Source organism: Achromobacter sp. DMS1 (assembly GCF_001270295.1).
In genome coordinates, this window is sequence record NZ_LHSJ01000022.1 from 1 (window position 1) to 14,694 (window position 14,694).

Annotated in this window: 14 protein-coding genes and 1 pseudogene; 9 read left to right on the forward strand and 6 right to left on the reverse strand. The window is 64.9% G+C overall.

Features of this window, described 5'->3' with window-relative positions; translation table 11 throughout:
* Window positions 1-37: 37 nt before the first annotated feature.
* The 4 genes from AD428_RS04540 to AD428_RS04555 are packed head-to-tail and all read right to left on the reverse strand — an operon-like array spanning window position 38 to window position 5,199.
* Window positions 38-1,825, reverse strand: coding sequence for a DEAD/DEAH box helicase family protein (locus tag AD428_RS04540; RefSeq protein WP_235489072.1), 1,788 nt, complete (start codon window positions 1,823-1,825; stop codon window positions 38-40).
* Window positions 1,818-3,575, reverse strand: coding sequence for a phospholipase D family protein (locus AD428_RS04545; RefSeq protein ID WP_082308254.1), 1,758 nt, complete (start codon window positions 3,573-3,575; stop codon window positions 1,818-1,820). Before AD428_RS04545 ends, AD428_RS04540 begins: the two co-directional genes overlap by 8 nt.
* Window positions 3,517-4,233 carry a GntR family transcriptional regulator gene (locus tag AD428_RS04550; RefSeq protein WP_082308255.1) on the reverse strand — a complete coding sequence of 239 codons (717 nt, stop codon included), beginning with the start codon at window positions 4,231-4,233 and terminating at the stop codon, window positions 3,517-3,519. The genes AD428_RS04545 and AD428_RS04550 overlap by 59 nt, the downstream gene beginning before the upstream one ends.
* Before the next feature lie 27 nt (window positions 4,234-4,260).
* Window positions 4,261-5,199, reverse strand: a complete 939-nt coding sequence (locus tag AD428_RS04555; protein ID WP_053244364.1) for a tripartite tricarboxylate transporter substrate binding protein — start codon at window positions 5,197-5,199, stop codon at window positions 4,261-4,263.
* Window positions 5,200-5,396: 197 nt separating this feature from the next.
* Between AD428_RS04555 and AD428_RS04560 the strand changes: the two genes are divergently transcribed.
* Window positions 5,397-6,485, forward strand: coding sequence for an MFS transporter (locus tag AD428_RS04560; RefSeq protein WP_200907995.1), 1,089 nt, complete (start codon window positions 5,397-5,399; stop codon window positions 6,483-6,485).
* Window positions 6,485-6,664, forward strand: coding sequence for a hypothetical protein (locus tag AD428_RS26990; RefSeq protein ID WP_235489088.1), 180 nt, complete (start codon window positions 6,485-6,487; stop codon window positions 6,662-6,664). The genes AD428_RS04560 and AD428_RS26990 overlap by 1 nt, the downstream gene beginning before the upstream one ends.
* A gap of 24 nt (window positions 6,665-6,688) precedes the next feature.
* Here AD428_RS26990 and AD428_RS04565 read toward each other — a convergent pair whose 3' ends face one another.
* Window positions 6,689-7,603, reverse strand: coding sequence for a LysR family transcriptional regulator (locus tag AD428_RS04565; RefSeq protein ID WP_053244331.1), 915 nt, complete (start codon window positions 7,601-7,603; stop codon window positions 6,689-6,691).
* Between the two features lie 125 nt (window positions 7,604-7,728).
* Here AD428_RS04565 and AD428_RS04570 point away from each other — a divergent pair.
* The 3 genes and pseudogenes from AD428_RS04570 (at window position 7,729) to AD428_RS04580 (ending at window position 10,277) form a co-directional block, all read left to right on the forward strand.
* Window positions 7,729-8,644 (forward strand): annotated as a pseudogene (locus tag AD428_RS04570) (NAD(P)-dependent oxidoreductase).
* A gap of 42 nt (window positions 8,645-8,686) precedes the next feature.
* Complete coding sequence (locus AD428_RS04575; RefSeq protein WP_053244332.1) at window positions 8,687-9,658, forward strand: Bug family tripartite tricarboxylate transporter substrate binding protein; 972 nt, start codon at window positions 8,687-8,689, stop codon at window positions 9,656-9,658.
* 37 nt (window positions 9,659-9,695) lie between these two features.
* A complete protein-coding gene (locus AD428_RS04580) occupies window positions 9,696-10,277 on the forward strand; it encodes an amino acid synthesis family protein (protein ID WP_053244333.1) in 582 nt (193 codons plus the stop codon).
* A gap of 118 nt (window positions 10,278-10,395) precedes the next feature.
* Here the strand turns inward: AD428_RS04580 and AD428_RS04585 are convergent, their stop codons facing one another.
* A complete protein-coding gene (locus AD428_RS04585; RefSeq protein WP_053244334.1) occupies window positions 10,396-11,367 on the reverse strand; it encodes a Bug family tripartite tricarboxylate transporter substrate binding protein in 972 nt (323 codons plus the stop codon).
* Between the two features lie 161 nt (window positions 11,368-11,528).
* Here AD428_RS04585 and AD428_RS04590 point away from each other — a divergent pair, with 161 nt between their 5' ends.
* From AD428_RS04590 to AD428_RS29250, 4 genes are all read left to right on the forward strand, one after another.
* On the forward strand, window positions 11,529-12,473 hold the full coding sequence (locus AD428_RS04590; RefSeq protein WP_053244335.1) for a LysR family transcriptional regulator: 945 nt from the start codon (window positions 11,529-11,531) through the stop codon (window positions 12,471-12,473).
* A 192-nt stretch (window positions 12,474-12,665) separates the two neighbouring features.
* Window positions 12,666-13,445: a hydantoinase/oxoprolinase N-terminal domain-containing protein gene (locus tag AD428_RS29240; RefSeq protein WP_369798693.1), complete on the forward strand. Its 780-nt coding sequence runs from the start codon at window positions 12,666-12,668 to the stop codon at window positions 13,443-13,445.
* Window positions 13,446-13,500: 55 nt separating this feature from the next.
* Window positions 13,501-13,734 (forward strand): hydantoinase/oxoprolinase family protein, encoded by a 234-nt coding sequence (locus tag AD428_RS29245; protein WP_369798694.1) that lies wholly within the window; start codon window positions 13,501-13,503, stop codon window positions 13,732-13,734.
* Window positions 13,731-14,684, forward strand: a complete 954-nt coding sequence (locus tag AD428_RS29250) for a hydantoinase/oxoprolinase family protein (RefSeq protein ID WP_369798695.1) — start codon at window positions 13,731-13,733, stop codon at window positions 14,682-14,684. Before AD428_RS29245 ends, AD428_RS29250 begins: the two co-directional genes overlap by 4 nt.
* Window positions 14,685-14,694 lie beyond the last annotated feature (10 nt).

The window sequence follows — 14,694 nt, forward strand, 5'->3', positions numbered from 1 at the left end:
AGGTGGGTCAGATTTACTCCGACGGGGTGGGTCAGTATTACACCGGCGCTAACAACCAGGCAATAACCGGCATACCAGTCAGGCGATTATCATTTGAGGCCACCGCAAACCGCAGCAATGGCTTAATCTTGTCATAGAGTTCGCTGTGGGAAACCGAGGTTCCGGCGATCATCTTCCGTTCGGCTTCGTAGGAGCAGATCGACGCAATCGCGTCCGGAACAGCACTCCAAGAGGAAAACACAAGGGCCTTGGTCAAGCCATCCTTGTCCTGGTATGCGCCGCCAGGCTCGATATACGGCATGGAAGGCGGCATCCATAAAAGCTGCCACATGCCCTTATCAATCGTGTCTTCAAAAAGTACGCGCATCCTCGGATTGGCAGGATCGAGAGCCTGATAGCCTTCAAATTTACCCTTCGTCAGCAACTGCCCATTTGCCGACGAAAGAGTTCCGCGAAGAGCATCTGAAGGGGCATTCAACTGGGCATCCAGCTTATGCCGCAGCTCATAATGCTTCAGAAAGTTGATCAGGTAAGGCGCAGACTTCCAGTATTCGATTGGCTCCCCGGCCTTGACACAGATTGCCACCGCGTCAACCGTCGCGGCGTGCTGAAGGTCCGCTGGCGTAAGGGGAGCCATCCGTTCAATCTCGGTCATCATCGAGTTATGATCACGAGTCGTCGCGACCCGTTCTGTTCGACACATGACCTTCAGGAGCGCTCGTTCAAGTTCGGCCTTTTTCCCCGGTTGACATACCGACCCCTTCGCGCAGGCATGGAGCGTCGTTCGATGTTCTGACAAGAGATTTTTGACCGCATCGACCTCACCGGAATCATTGAAGAGGAAGTTCAGCGTCCTGATGAAATCTGGATAGTGGTCGTCCTCGTCATTCTCCTGGTCGAGGGTGAACATCTTGTAGGGCGTTGCGGACAGCAGGAGAACGCGAACGTCGGGATGTTCAAAGAGCGCGGTCGCCAGCATGGAGGCTTCGTCATCGCCATCCAACAGGTGCTTGAATCGTTGGAACTCATCAAGGATGACCAGATCGGGCTCAAGCGCGGAAAGGCACACTGAAGCCAGCTTACTTCTGAGTTTTCCGATCAGGTCGTAGCGAAGTTCGGAGTCCTCCCAGGGGATTTTGCTGTAGTCCCGGTAACGAGCAAAGCGTTCACAGCCTTCCTTAAGGGCCGCATACAGTTCGGCATCCTCAATAACTGCCCGACGGAAGGCCTTGGAAAGGTCTACATCCAGATCCTCTGCTGGGAGTTTTTTGGCCTTGGCTCGCCAGTTGTCCTTACCTGCTGTCGCCTGAAGAATGTTGAGGAGGCCTACGCGCAGCCGTCTGCGTCGTTCATTTTGCGCCAGGGGCAAGTCGTACAGCATCCGATAGAGGATAGCCCGTTCGTCGGCATGCCCCCCTCGACTACGCGCATGGTCGAAGGCGGTGCCGGGCGTCAGGCTGATGAAATTCACCTTGTTCTTTCGTAGTGACCGCACTTGTCTGGGAAGGTAAGTCAGCCGCGTGGCGATTGAAAAACCATCAGTGTCGCTGACATTGAGCCGATTGACATTCTGGGTTGCGATGGCGGCATTGGAGCAGATGTAGATCACATCGACCCGATCCACCTCGTCCTGAAGGTGCTCCAAGGTCTTGGCAATGATTCCCCTAGCGACAAGCGTTTTCCCGAGTCCAACTTCATCGGCGATCAGAAAACGGGAAGTTGGGTCATCGCCATAGAGCCGCTTGAAGACGTAATCCACGGTCTTCCTCTGGAAATCTTTCAGACCGGCCAAGGCGGGAGTTGATAAAAAGCGGTTGCTACGCATCACGCCTCCCGATAGCCGATTCAAAAACCGTCCAGAGGTCTAAAAAATCCTCGGGGATAATCGCATTCTTGCTTCCCTGGGACAGATCACGAACCAGCCCCGAGATTTCCGCCAGTCTCTCCGGGTGTCGACTGTACGTGCGGGTCAGCTCTTCCAGTAGCGGGATATCCTCACCGTCGGCTAACCGGGCCAACCATTTGGCAAGCCCGGAGCCACTACCTGGATCAAGTCCGGATACCTTATCATCCCCCAACAACAGTAGGAGATAACGCAGGAATCCCTCCTGATTGCTGATCACGGTTTGCAGGATGGCAGAGTTGCGTTCTTCTGGAACGCCGGTAACGGGAATATTCAGAACAAACCGGGCCGAAACGTCCGGATGGTTGGTCTTAAGCTCAAACGCGATGAGCCCCGTTACAGAAGAGGCGGAGAACTCTCCGAGGCCGATCCCACCGTTAGCATCGCCGTTAAGAATATCCACCGCGAAGTCCCGAGTAACGGTTATCGGCCATGCAATAGCACTGACGATCCCATCAAGGGATGGGATTTCTCCCGTCAACACCAATGCCCACAGGCCGTCCTTCGATCCCGGGCTGCATTCGATGGACAGAGCTGCTTCAGCTATCCGGGAGCGAGCCCTCTCAACGGATTCCTCAGCCGCCTGCCGGAACGCATCAATCTCTGCTTCCTTGCTCGTGTCGAAATCGACAAGATATTCACCTAATCCGTCAGCGCCAAGAAGCTCGTCGATGCCGCCAACTTTACTCTTCCGGCCAACCAGCCCGACCAGAATCTCGATATTTTTCGAAGCGCTCAGCGCCGCGTTGGTTGCATTCGCGGACCCCATGATCACATGGGTATAGTCTGAATAGTACCGGGTCTCAAACAGATAGACCTTTGCATGAAGACCGGTCGCAAGCGGCTGTTCGGTGGCTTCTTCTTCCTCGCCATCCTCGGTTTCCGCCGCGTCGTCCAGATGAAGACATTGCGTGAAGAGCTCGAGAGTCTCCTTCTTCAGGGCTGACAATGACTCAGGGCGTGAGATGAGAGCATCAGCGGCCTTGGTTTTTTTCGTCAGTGCCCGCAGGGCTTCGTCAGAACAGAACGGCGAGATGACGGCCATCCGATTTGCCATGGGAGGCTCCCAGTCAAACCCTTTCGTTCCTGGAAGATAGAAGGTCAGCTCGTCAAAGCCGTCGGGGAGTTCCCACTGGACTCGATGTAGCTCGTCCGCGAATCTGAGAGCTTGCTCGCTCCTGCCCGATTCCGTTGGTCCGGTAGCCAGATCAGGAAGTGTCTTGAAGAAATGTGCCAGCGGTTTATTTGATTTGGACTTCCTACCTGTAATCGTGCCTTCGAGCTGAAGTGACAGGTCCCAGGACTGATCGGTGGTCATGTTCCTCGTCAGGACCACCAGACGATACATCGAGCTGCTTTGATCGGGGCTGACAAAACGGATTGCCCAGACTTTTGGATGGAAGACGCCTCCGCCAGGGGCCGTTACCTCGACGACCATTTCCTCCAGAAACCCAAACAATGGATTGGGCTTGGCAATCTGGGGCACTTGAATCCGTCCTCGTTGCACATAGACGGTGATTCGTTTCGAGTACCTGCGGATGGCTTCAAGCACAGACAACGGGTCAGGATCGGTATGACCATCCGCCGCCATTAACGCCAGGTAGACAGGTGCCTCAAGCAGTAGGGCTGGGTCCATCGAAAAGGTGGTTGCAATGGCCTCGTCGAAAATCATCCCCGGCGGTGGGGTCAATGCAGAGGTATAAAGGCTCCGGGAGTTTGGGTTCAGGCATTTGCACATCCAGCGCGGCGGCCGCCTGCGGGTCGGCCAGCGCGGCGGAAAAACTCCGCTCGCGCGCCACGCGCACGCCCAGCTCGCGGAAGATGGCAAGCAGCGGCCGGCTGTTCAGGTCTTTTTCGCGGATGCGGGCGCCGATGTCGCCCGGCACCACCGTCACCAGATACGAGAACGGCAGCCCGCCATGGCTGCGCACCCGCACCGAGCGGTGCACCAGGGCGCCGGGCTCCAGTTCCAGGTGCGCGGCCACCGCCGCCGAAGCCGGCTCGGCCTCCAGCGACAGCAGGCGCACCTGTGTCTGCATGCCCATGCTGGCGAGATGCCGCATCAGCGAATCCATGTCGGCGCTGGGCTGCGGCGCGTCGACCCAGCCCCGGTCCACGGCGAAGGTGCCCTTGCCCTGGCGCCGCTCGATCAGGCCCTCGGCTTCCAGCGCCTCCAGCGAACGCCGCATGGTCAGGCGCGACACGCCGTACTCGGCGGCCAGCGCGTTCTCGCCCGGCATGGCCGCGCCGGCGGGGAACCCGCCCGCCGTCAGGCGTTGCCTGAGCAGCAGATAGACCTGGTGATAAAGAGGCAACGGATTCCTGGACACGGACGGCTCCGGACGAGGGCGCGCGGGTCAGTCGACCGTGGCGCCGGTGAACTTGACGATTTCGGCGTAGCGCGCGATGTCCTCGCGCACAAAGTCGCCGAGCGCCTGGGGTGTGCTGCTGACGGCCGTGGCGGCCTCGCCTTCCAGCAGGCGGCGGAACTCGGGCGTGTCCACCGCCTTGCGCGCCGCGCCATTGAGCGCCGCCACCGTCTCCGGCGGCAGGCCGGCCGGGCCGAAGAGCGCGAACCAGGCATTGGACTCGAAACCCTTGATGGCATCGCCGATGGGCGGCACGCCGGGAAACTGCGGCAGCGGCTGCGGACTGGTCACGCCCAGCGGCTTGAGCGCGCCGCTCTTCATGTGCGGCAGCGCGTTGAGCGAACTGGCGAACATCATGTCCACCTGCCCGCCCAGCAGATCGGTAATGGCCGGCGAGGTGCCCTTGTAGGGCACGTTGAGGATCTCCAGGCCCGCCATCATCTTCATGCGCTCGCCCGCCATGTGCAGCGACGAACCCAGGGCGCCGATCGCCATGGTGTACTTGCCCGGATGCGCCTTCACTTCGCGCAGGAACTCCGCCATGTTCTTCGCCGGAAAATCCTTGCGCGTCACCAGCACGCTGGGCACGTTGGCCAGCATGCTGATGGGCGTGAAGTCCCTGACCGGGTCGAACGGCAGGTTGCGGTAGAGCGAAGCATTGATAGAGAAGCTCGTGAAAGTGACCAGCAGCGTGCTGCCGTCCGCCTTGCTCTTGGCCACGTAGTCCGCCGCGATGTTGCCGCCTGCGCCCGGACGGTTCTCGACCACGACCGTGCACTTGAGATCCTGGCTCATGCGCTGGCCGATGCTGCGGGCCACGGTGTCGGTGGTGCCGCCGGGCGGCGCGCCCACCACCAGTTTGATGGCGGCTTCCTGCGCTCCGGACGGAGCGGCGAACGCGCAGGCCGCGGCGATGGCGCAGCCCATGGCCAGATGTCTGAACACAGTTGTCTCCCGATATGTTGTATTGATGTTAATACAAGTGTACCTTTGGCTGCCGCAAACGCGCAAGGCGGCCCCGCGTGCGCGACAATGCCGGCGGTTTGCCGCTCCGCGGCGGACTCCCCCCATCCCCCAACCCTTTTATTGGCATGGCGCGCCAGCGCGCCGGAGAATCGATGACCATGGAAGCGCCCCCATCCGCAAGCCGCCGGGGCGACGGCGGCTCGGGCAACCCCGCCCCGCCGCCCGGGAAGGCGCAGGCCGAAGCCGGCATTCCCTTCTCCGCCAGCGTGCTGCTGGGCATCGCCCAGATCCTCATCTGGGGCGGATCGTTCTTCCTGCTGTCGGTGCTGGCCGAGCCCATCCACCGCGATACGGGCTGGTCGATGACCTGGATCTACGGCGGCCTCACGGCTGGCGTGCTGGTTTCCGGCCTGCTCTCGCCGCAGGCCAATGTGTACATCGCGCGCGGGCATGGCCGCCGCGTGCTCATCCTGTCGGGCTGGATCGTGGCGGCCGGCCTGTGCGTCGTGGGCGCCGCGCCCGGCATTCCCGCGTTCATCGCGGGCTGGTGCCTGATCGGCGTAGGCATGGCCGGCGGCCTCTACGATCCGCTCTTCACCACGCTGGGCATCCGCCACGGACAGCGCGCGCGCCCGGTCATCAATGCCATTACCCTCATCGCCGGATTCGCCACCACCGTGGTCTGGCCCGCGCTGGCCTGGATGACCGGCCCGCTGGGCTGGCGCGCGACCTGCTGGGCCTATGCCGCCGTGCTGGCGCTGTGCATCGCGCCGCTTTACCTCAAGGCGCTGCCTCCGGACGCGCCCGCGGCCGCCGCGCTCCCGGCGCGCAAGCCCGCCGGCCGCGGCAGGCGGGCGCTGCCCCCGGGCATCTCCGCCGGCGACTACTGGCTGCTGTCGTTCGTGTTTTCGATTGCCGCCCTGTTGATGACGGCGGTGTCGGTGCAGATCATCGTGCTGCTGCAAGGCGCCGGGCACACGCTAGCCTCGGCCATCGCGCTCAGCGCGCTCATCGGTCCCAGCATGGTGCTGATGCGCGTGATCACGTTCTCCATAAAAAGCCTGCACCCCATCTGGATGGCCCTCGTCTCGGCCGCTTTCGTGGCGATCGGGCTGCTGCTGGTCAGCCTGGACCCGCGGGCCGCGGCGGCGGGCATCGTGTGCTACGGCATCGGCAACGGCCTGCGCGCGCTGGTGCGCGGCACGCTGCCGATCGCCCTGGTGCCGCAGTCCGCGCTGGCGCCGTGATGGGCAGGCTGGCCCGCTCGTCCCTGCTCTGCCAGGCGCTGACGCCGCTGGCCTGCGGCTTTCTCGTCACGCACGCGGGCGCGGCGGGCACGCTGTGGATACTGACGGCGCTGGCCGCGGTCAACTTCGGCCTGACCGCCTGGCTGCACCGGCGCGTCAAGGCAGCCGCGCTGCGTTGAGGCCGCGGGTCCGCGGCCGGGCGTCTACGCCCCGCCGGGCCGCAGGCCCGGCGCATGGCGCGCGTGCTCCTTGATGAGGCGCACGAAGCGCTGCACCTGGCGGCTGGGGCGCTCGAAGCGCGAGCGCACCAGGCTCAGCGACAGCGGAATCGACTCGCGCAGCGGCCGCGTCACCACGCCCGGCCATCCCTGCTGCCCGACGGAGAACTGGTCCACGATGGCCACGCCGGCGCCCACCCGCACCAGCGCGCAGGCCAGCTCGGCCCGCACGATGTCCACGGCCGCGTTCCAGCTTACGTTGGCGCGCTGGAACGCGGCGGCCACGAGCTGGCCGAAGGGAATATTGCGGCTGTAGAGAATCAGCCGGTACGCGGCCAGCTCCGCCAGCCCCACGTCGGGCTGCGCCGCCAGCGGATGCCCCTGCGGCAGGATGCAGACCATTTCGCCCGTGGCCAGCGGCTCCACCGCCAGATTGGGATGGTCGATGGGCAGCACCGACACGGCCAGCTCCGCCTTGCGGCCCAGCAGCTCGTGCGCCATGTCGGCCAGCAGCGTGGTGTGGTACTTGAGGCGCACGTTGGGGTAGAGCTCCAGGTACTGCGCGATCACGGGCGGCACGAAATTCAGCGCCAGGCTGGGGCTGGAGCACAGCGTCAGCGCGCCCTCGGGCCGCTCGGCCAGGTCGCGCGCGAGCTCGTCGATGCGCAGGGCCTCCTCGAACAGGGGCCCCACTTCCTGGAACAGCCGGTGCGCCTCCGGCGTGGGCGTGAGCTTGCCCTTGTCGCGCTCGAACAATTGCAGGCCCAGGCTCTGCTCGGTATGGGCAATGAGGCGGCTGATGGCCGGCTGCGACACGAAGAGCAGCTTTGCCGCGCCATTCATGGAGCCGGTCAGCATGACCGCCCTGAACACTTCCATCTGCCTCAGCTTGAATCTCATGGCCAATCCGATAATCGTTTGTTATATCCCCTGCGCAACTTAGCATAACCGCTCATTCCTGCCGTTCATTAGCATTCCGTCGATGGCCTGGCGCAACTTTCAGGTCGAATCGATAAAGGAAAAGCATGAAGATGAACATAGGTTTTATCGGCCTGGGCATGATGGGCCTGCCGATGCTCGAGAACCTCGCCGGCGGCGGGGACGGCTTCGGCATCCTGGCCTATGACCGGGATCCCGCGCGGCTGGCGCGCCTGGCGGCGCACCCCGCCTGGAACAGGACCCTGCGCCCGGCGGCGGGCCTGCAGGACCTGGCCGGGTGCGACGTGGTCATCACGATGCTGCCCGACAGCACCGTCACCAGCGCGGTGATCGAAGGCGAGCCGGGGCGGCCCGGGCTGGCGGCGCTGCTCAAGCCGGGCTGTGCTGCTCGACATGGGCTCGTCCAACCCCGCCGAAACGCTGCGCCTGGCGCCGCGCCTGCGGCAGGCCGGCCTTACGCTGATCGACGCCCCGGTTTCCGGCGCGGTGGCCAAGGCCGCCGCCGGCACGCTGGCCATCATGGTGGGCGCGGAAGCCGACGACCTGGAGCGCGTGCGCCCGATACTGTCCCGCATGGGCGCCTCGCTCATCCGCACCGGCGCGACGGGATCGGCGCACGCCATGAAGGCGCTCAACAACTATGTCTACGCCGCCGGGCTGCTCGCCGCCAGCGAGGCCCTGCTGATCGCCCGGCGCATGGACCTGGACCTGGACGTGTTCACCGACGTGCTCAACGCGTCCAGCGGCCGCAACGTGGCCACCGAAACCAAGCTGCGCCAGTTCATCGTGCCGGGCAGCTACAACGGCGGCTTCTCCCTCGCGCTGATGGCCAAGGACCTGCGCACCGCCAATGCGCTGCAGTCCCTGGCCGGCGTGTCCGCCGCGCAGCTGTCGCTGTGCGCCGAGCTGTGGCAGCGCGCCCGCGAGGAGATGCCGGCCGGCGCCGACAACACCGAAATCCACCGCTACCTGGAGCGGCTGAACGCTCCCGCGCCGGCCTGAGCGCCGGCGACGCCCATAACGACATCAGACAGGAGACAAGCCATGAAGCACACCGCCGCCGCGCTCAGGCTGCGCTCGGCCTGGGGCGCCGCCCTGCTGGCCGGCGCCGCCCAGGCCACGACCTACCCCGGCCACCCCATCCGCATGGTGGTTCCCTTTCCGCCCGGCAGCATCACCGACGTCGTGGCCCGCAGCCTGGGCAAGGCCATGGCCGACGACCTGGGCCAGCCCGTGGTGGTGGAGAACAAGCCGGGCGCCAACGGCATCATCGGCACGCACGATGTGGCCAGGGCCAGGCCCGACGGCTACACCCTGGTGGTGGTGGGCGTTTCCACGGCGGCCAGCGGCGTGAGCCTGTTCAAAGACCTGCCTTACGATCCCGCCAAGGATCTCTCGCCCATCGGCGCGGTGGCCGAAACCCCGTACCTGCTGGTGGGCTCGCCGCGCATGCCCGGCACCAAGGTGTCCGACCTGTACGCCTACGGCGCCCGGCATCCCGGCAAGCTGACCTACGCCTACGGCTCGGGCAGCGCCCAGGTCTTCGGCGCCAAGCTCGCGGCCATGGGGCATATCGAGGTCACGCCCGTTCCCTACCGCGGCGGCCCGCAGGCGCTCACCGACGTGATCGGCGGCACCGTGGACCTCACGTTCACCGATCTCGCCAACGGCCTGCAGCAGGCCCGCGCCGGCAAGGTCAAGGCGTATGGCGTCAGCACGCCGGAGCGCTTTGCGCTCGCGCCCGACATTCCCACGCTCAACGAAACCGGCGCCCCCGGCTTCGACCTCACCGTGTGGTTCGGCCTGATGGGCCCGGCCGGCCTGCCGCAGCCGGTGCAGGACCGCCTGTCCCGCTCGCTGGACAAGGCGCTGGGCAGCGACGAGCTCAGGCAGACCTACGCGCGCCAGGGCCTCACGGTCAAGACCCAGAGCCCGGCCGAGTTCGGCGCCTTCGTGCGCGCCGAAATCGGCAAGTGGGCCGCCATCGTCAAGGAAACCGGCATCCCGCCGCAATAACCCTCTTCCCGACTCTCCCGAACCAGGAATCCCGTCCATGTCGCTGATCGATATCCGCAAGCGCTGCCTCATCGTCGAAACCACGTTCCACGAGAACGGCCCGCCCCCCGAAAAACCCCTCAGGCTCGCCGCCTCGTGCGCGGTGATCCGCAACCCCTACGCCGGCCGCTACGAGCCCGACCTGATGCCCTTCATGGCCGAGCTGCGCAGCCTGGGCACGCTGCTGGCCACCGAGCTGGTCGAAACCCTGGGCGGCAAAGAGAACATCGAGGTCTACAGCAAAGCCGCCATCGTGGGCCTGGACGGCGAGATGGAACACGGCGCGGTCTGGCACGAAGCCGGCGGCTGGGCCATGCGCAGCGTGCTGGGCGAGCCCAGGGCCATGGTGCCGGCCGTCAAGGCCGTGGCCGTGGCCGGCTACCGCATGATGGTGCCGGTGCACTACATCCATGCCTCCTACGTGCGCAGCCACTTCAACAGTATCGAAATCGGCATCCAGGACGCCCCCCGCGCCAACGAAATCCTTTTCGCGCTCGTCATGGGCACCGGAGGCCGCGTGCATTCGCGCCTGGGCGGGCTCACCAAGGAAGCGGTGTCGGTGCACGACGGACAGCGCTGAGGCCCGGCCGCGGCGGCCGGCTCGCTCCGGCCGGCGACGCGACGCCCTGCGCGAGTCCTGTGTGCAGGGTGTTCGGGTGAGAGCGGCGGCGCACAGGACCGGCGCGCCGCAAGCTTGCTCACATCGGCTTGAGATCGACTTCCTTGGCGATCTTGCCGAATGCCTGCAGATCGTCCTTGACGCGAGCCGTGGCTTCCGCCGGCGTGGACACACGCGGAATCATGGCCAGATCCAGCAGGCGGCGCTTCATTTCAGGCTTGGCGAATTCGCGGGCCACGGCCTGCTGGATCTTCTCCACGACCGCGTCCGGCGTGCCTTTGGGCGCGGCAAGACCGAACCAGGCGACGGCTGAAAAACCGGGCAAGCCCGCTTCGGAGGCCGTAGGCACGTCAGGCAGGGCGGCCACCCGCTCCGGGTTGGTGACGAACAACGGCCGCACTTTTCCGGCCTTGATGAACGGCGTTTGCACGCCGGTATTGTCCAGCACGGCGTTGATGTGCCCGCCCAGCAGATCGTTCATGGCCGGGCTGCTGCCCTTGTAAGGAACGATGTTCACCTGGATGCCGGCGGCACGCGCGAACATGAGCTGCGTCAGATGCTGCTGCGTGCCCAGGCCCGCATTGCCGAAGGTGATGCCATTGGGATGCTGGCGACCGTAATCGATGAACTCCTTCAGGTTCTTTCCGGGGAACTCATTGTTGGTGACCACCACGAAAGGCAGATCGACAAGCACGGTGATCTGCTTGAAATCCTCCAAGGGCTTGTAGCGCAGCTTGTAGACATAGGGGTTGACCGCCATCGTGCCGCTGGCGGTCAGCACCAGCGTGTAGCCGTCGGGCTCCGCCCTGGCGACGTACTCGGTGCCCAGCACGCCGCCCGCGCCGGGCTTGGCCTCCACGATCGCCGGCTGGCCCAGCTCGCTTTGCAGCCCCTGGGCCGCGAAACGGGCCAGCATGTCCGCCGAGCCGCCCGTGGCGTAGGGCAGAACGATGGTGATCGGCTTGCTGGGAAAATTGTCCGCGCGCGCCGCCTGCGCGGCAGCCAGGGCCGCCACGCAGGCGGCGGCCAGAAACTTCAGGTTCTTGACCATCAATGGATTCCCCCGGTTGGTATGGAAACTTGAACTGCGGGCACTGGACCGCGCTCTGGAACCGCGCTGGAACGTGGGCAAGGTTAAGCGGCCTGGCGTTATATGGCCAATCAACAATTAAAATGAATCGTCATCACCGCAACTGATAACAGGAAATCCGCATGCTCGCCGCCATGGACCTGAACCTGCTGCGCATTTTCGATGCCGTCATGACGGAGCGGAACGTGACGCGCGCCGCCGCGGCCCTGCACATGACGCAACCCGCCGTAAGCAATGCCATCAATCGCCTGCGGCTCACCTTGAAAGACCCGCTGTTCGTCAAGGTGCCGGGCGGCGTGCTGCCCACGCAACGCGCCGAATTGCTGTGGCCGCCCATCCGGGACGCCCTCGCGCGCATCTCGGACACGCTGGAGCGCAACGAGTTCGACCCTGCCCGCTCCGAAGCCGTGTTCCGGCTCGCCATGTCGGACTATGTGGCCGACCAGGTCATACGCCCGCTCTTCGTCGAACAGCAGGAAGTGGCGCCCAATGTCCGCATCCACCTGCATCCCTACTCGCTGGACAACGCCGGCCTGCTCCTGGAAAAAGGCGAGGTCGACATGGCGGCGGGCGTGTACTCGAATTTCGGGTCTTCGCTGCGCACGCTGCCGCTCGAGACCCTGACCTATGTCTGCGCCATGCGCAAGGGCCATCCGCTGCTGGCGCAGCCCCGCTTCACGCTGGACAGCTTCCTGCGCGCACGCCATCTCATGGTCAGCCTGCTCGGCACGCCGGCGCTCATCGATCACGAGCTGGCCGCGCACGGGTACAAGCGCAATGTCGTGCTTACGATCAACCAATTCGCGCTTGCGCCGCGACTGCTGGCCGAAACGGACCTGATCTGCGTGGTGCCGGTCAACACGGTGCGCAACAGCCCGTACAGCCACCTGCTGGAAGCGGTCGAAGCGCCTTTTCCTTTCGTGCCTCGCACCGTCAACCTCATTTGGCACGAACGTTCCGACAACCTGCCCGCGCATCGCTGGCTGCGGGAGGAAATCCTCAAGGTATGCAAAGCGCAAGGCATGGTGTTCGACCAGACGGCGCGGCCCGAACCCCATGCGTACTAGGGGAAGAAAGCCCGGCTTCGTCATTCATATCCATGATAACAACTGATACCAATCTTTGATTGGACCGTATGACGGGGCGTCGATAGCATTCGGGTCATTCCACTTCCGGCGCAGTGCGCGCCAGCATCCTGGAGACCCTTGTGACCCATACCGCAACCGCCCCGGGCGCGCCGCTTTCGCGTCGGCTTCGACGTGGGAGGCACGTTCACCGACTTCACACTGCTGGCCGAACATACCGGCGAACTGCACTATTTCAAGGTGCCCTCCACGCCGCATGATCCTTCCGAAGCCATCCAGGCAGGTCTGGCCCACCTGATGCGCGAGCACGCCATAGACGGTTCCGAGCTGGTTCACGTGGGCCACGGCACCACGGTCGCGACCAACATGGTGATCGAGCGCCGGGGCTCGCGCACCGCGCTGGTGACCACCCGCGGTTTTCGCGACGTGCTGGAAATCGGCCGGCAGACCCGGCCCCATCTGTACGACTACAACGTCGTCAAGCCGGAGCCGCTCGCCCCCCGCGAATGGCGCTTCGAAATCACCGAACGCATTGCCGCCGACGGCTCGGTGCTGCAACCGCTCGACGAGGACGAAGTCGTGGCCGTCGCGCGCGAGCTGGCCGCAGCGCGGGTGGAGTCGGTTTCCATCTGCTTCATGCACAGCTATCGCAACAATGCCCATGAGCGCCGGACACGGGACATTCTGGCCGAACATCTCCCTGGCATCTACCTGAGCGTATCCAGCGAAATCCTCCCAGAGTTCCGCGAATACGAACGCATGTCGACGACGGCGCTGAACGCCTATGTCGGCCCGCGGATGGCGGCCTATATGCGGAATCTCGTGAATTCCGTAAAAGACATGGGCGTCGCGACGCAGCCGGCCACGGTGCATTCCAATGGCGGATTGATGTCGGTCGAATCCGTTCTCTCGGCCCCGGTCCGAACCTGCGTATCGGGGCCGCCGCCGGCGTGATCGGGGCGCCGAGCTGGGGCGCGCGGCAGGTTTTCCCAACCTGATCACCTTCGACGTGGGAGGCACCAGCACGGACGTTTCCCTGGTCGCGGCGTTGCAGCCGCTGTTCACGTCGAGCCGGCTGGTGGCCGATTATCCGGTCAAGACCCAGATGGTGGATGTGCACGTCATCGGCGCGGGCGGCGGCAGCATCGCCCGCATCGACGACGCAGGCGCGCTCAAGGTCGGTCCCCAGAGCGCCGGCGCGGTGCCCGGCCCCATAGCCTATGACCGCGGCGCGCGCAGGTGACGCTTACCGATGCGCACGTCGTGCTGGGCCGCCTGAATCCCGTTGCTCTGCTGGAAGGCCGCATGGCCGTCCATGCCGAGCGCGCGCGCGCGGCAATGCAGGCGCAGATCGCCGGCCCGCTGGGCCTGAGCATCGAAGAGGCCGCCTTCGGCATTCTGCGCATCGCCAATTCGAACATGGCGCGCGCCGTGCGCGCCGTCTCGACGGAGCGGGGGCACGATATCCGCAAGTTCGTACTCTGCGCCTTCGGCGGGGCGGGCGGCTTGCACGCGGCCGAACTGGCCAGCGACTGCGGCATCGGCGCATTGCTGATCCCGCAGGAGCCGGGCACCATGTGCGCGCGCGGCATTCTGCTTTCCGACATCTCGATGGACTTCGTACAGACGCTGATGGCCCATGCGAAGCCAGCGGGGTGGGCAGTCGTCCGGAAAACCCTGGGCAGCCTTGCGGACAAGGCGCGCGCCTGGCTGGACAGCGAAGGCGTGGCTGAGAGCGCGCAACGCCTGTCGGCCGTCATCGACGCACGCTACCAGGGGCAGAACTTCGAAATCCCCGTGCCGCTGGATGGCATGCGGCTCATGGCGCTGGACGACTTCATCGCCGCATTCAGCGCCGCTCATGTGCGCGAATACGGCTACGACGCCGCCGACCGCGCGGTGGAGATCGTGAATCTGCGCGTGCGGGCCGTGGGGCTGGTGCCCCGCGCCCCGCTGGCCCGCGTCGCCGGAGGCGCCAGCCTTTCCGATGCGGTCAAAGAACGGCGCAAGGTCTATTTCGAGGCGGCAGGATGGACAGACACGCCGGTCTACCGGCGCGCCCACCTGCCCGTGGATGCGCCCGTGGACGGCCCGGCCGTGATCGAGGAAATGAGCTCGACCACCGTTGTCCTGCCGGGACAGCAGGCGCGCGTAGATCAGTACGGCAACCTCATCGTCAACCTCAACCTGTAGGGCGTACCGC

Coding starts and splice junctions, on each gene's coding strand:
- AD428_RS04545 (WP_082308254.1), bottom strand. CDS start 3,575: ATGATTTTCGACGAGGCCATTGCAACCACCTTTTCGATGGACCCAGCC.
- AD428_RS04565 (WP_053244331.1), bottom strand. CDS start 7,603: ATGAGATTCAAGCTGAGGCAGATGGAAGTGTTCAGGGCGGTCATGCTG.
- AD428_RS04540 (WP_235489072.1), bottom strand. CDS start 1,825: ATGCGTAGCAACCGCTTTTTATCAACTCCCGCCTTGGCCGGTCTGAAA.
- AD428_RS04560 (WP_200907995.1), top strand. CDS start 5,397: ATGGAAGCGCCCCCATCCGCAAGCCGCCGGGGCGACGGCGGCTCGGGC.
- AD428_RS04590 (WP_053244335.1), top strand. CDS start 11,529: ATGCTCGCCGCCATGGACCTGAACCTGCTGCGCATTTTCGATGCCGTC.
- AD428_RS04555 (WP_053244364.1), bottom strand. CDS start 5,199: ATGGGCTGCGCCATCGCCGCGGCCTGCGCGTTCGCCGCTCCGTCCGGA.
- AD428_RS04585 (WP_053244334.1), bottom strand. CDS start 11,367: ATGGTCAAGAACCTGAAGTTTCTGGCCGCCGCCTGCGTGGCGGCCCTG.
- AD428_RS04575 (WP_053244332.1), top strand. CDS start 8,687: ATGAAGCACACCGCCGCCGCGCTCAGGCTGCGCTCGGCCTGGGGCGCC.
- AD428_RS04580 (WP_053244333.1), top strand. CDS start 9,696: ATGTCGCTGATCGATATCCGCAAGCGCTGCCTCATCGTCGAAACCACG.
- AD428_RS26990 (WP_235489088.1), top strand. CDS start 6,485: ATGGGCAGGCTGGCCCGCTCGTCCCTGCTCTGCCAGGCGCTGACGCCG.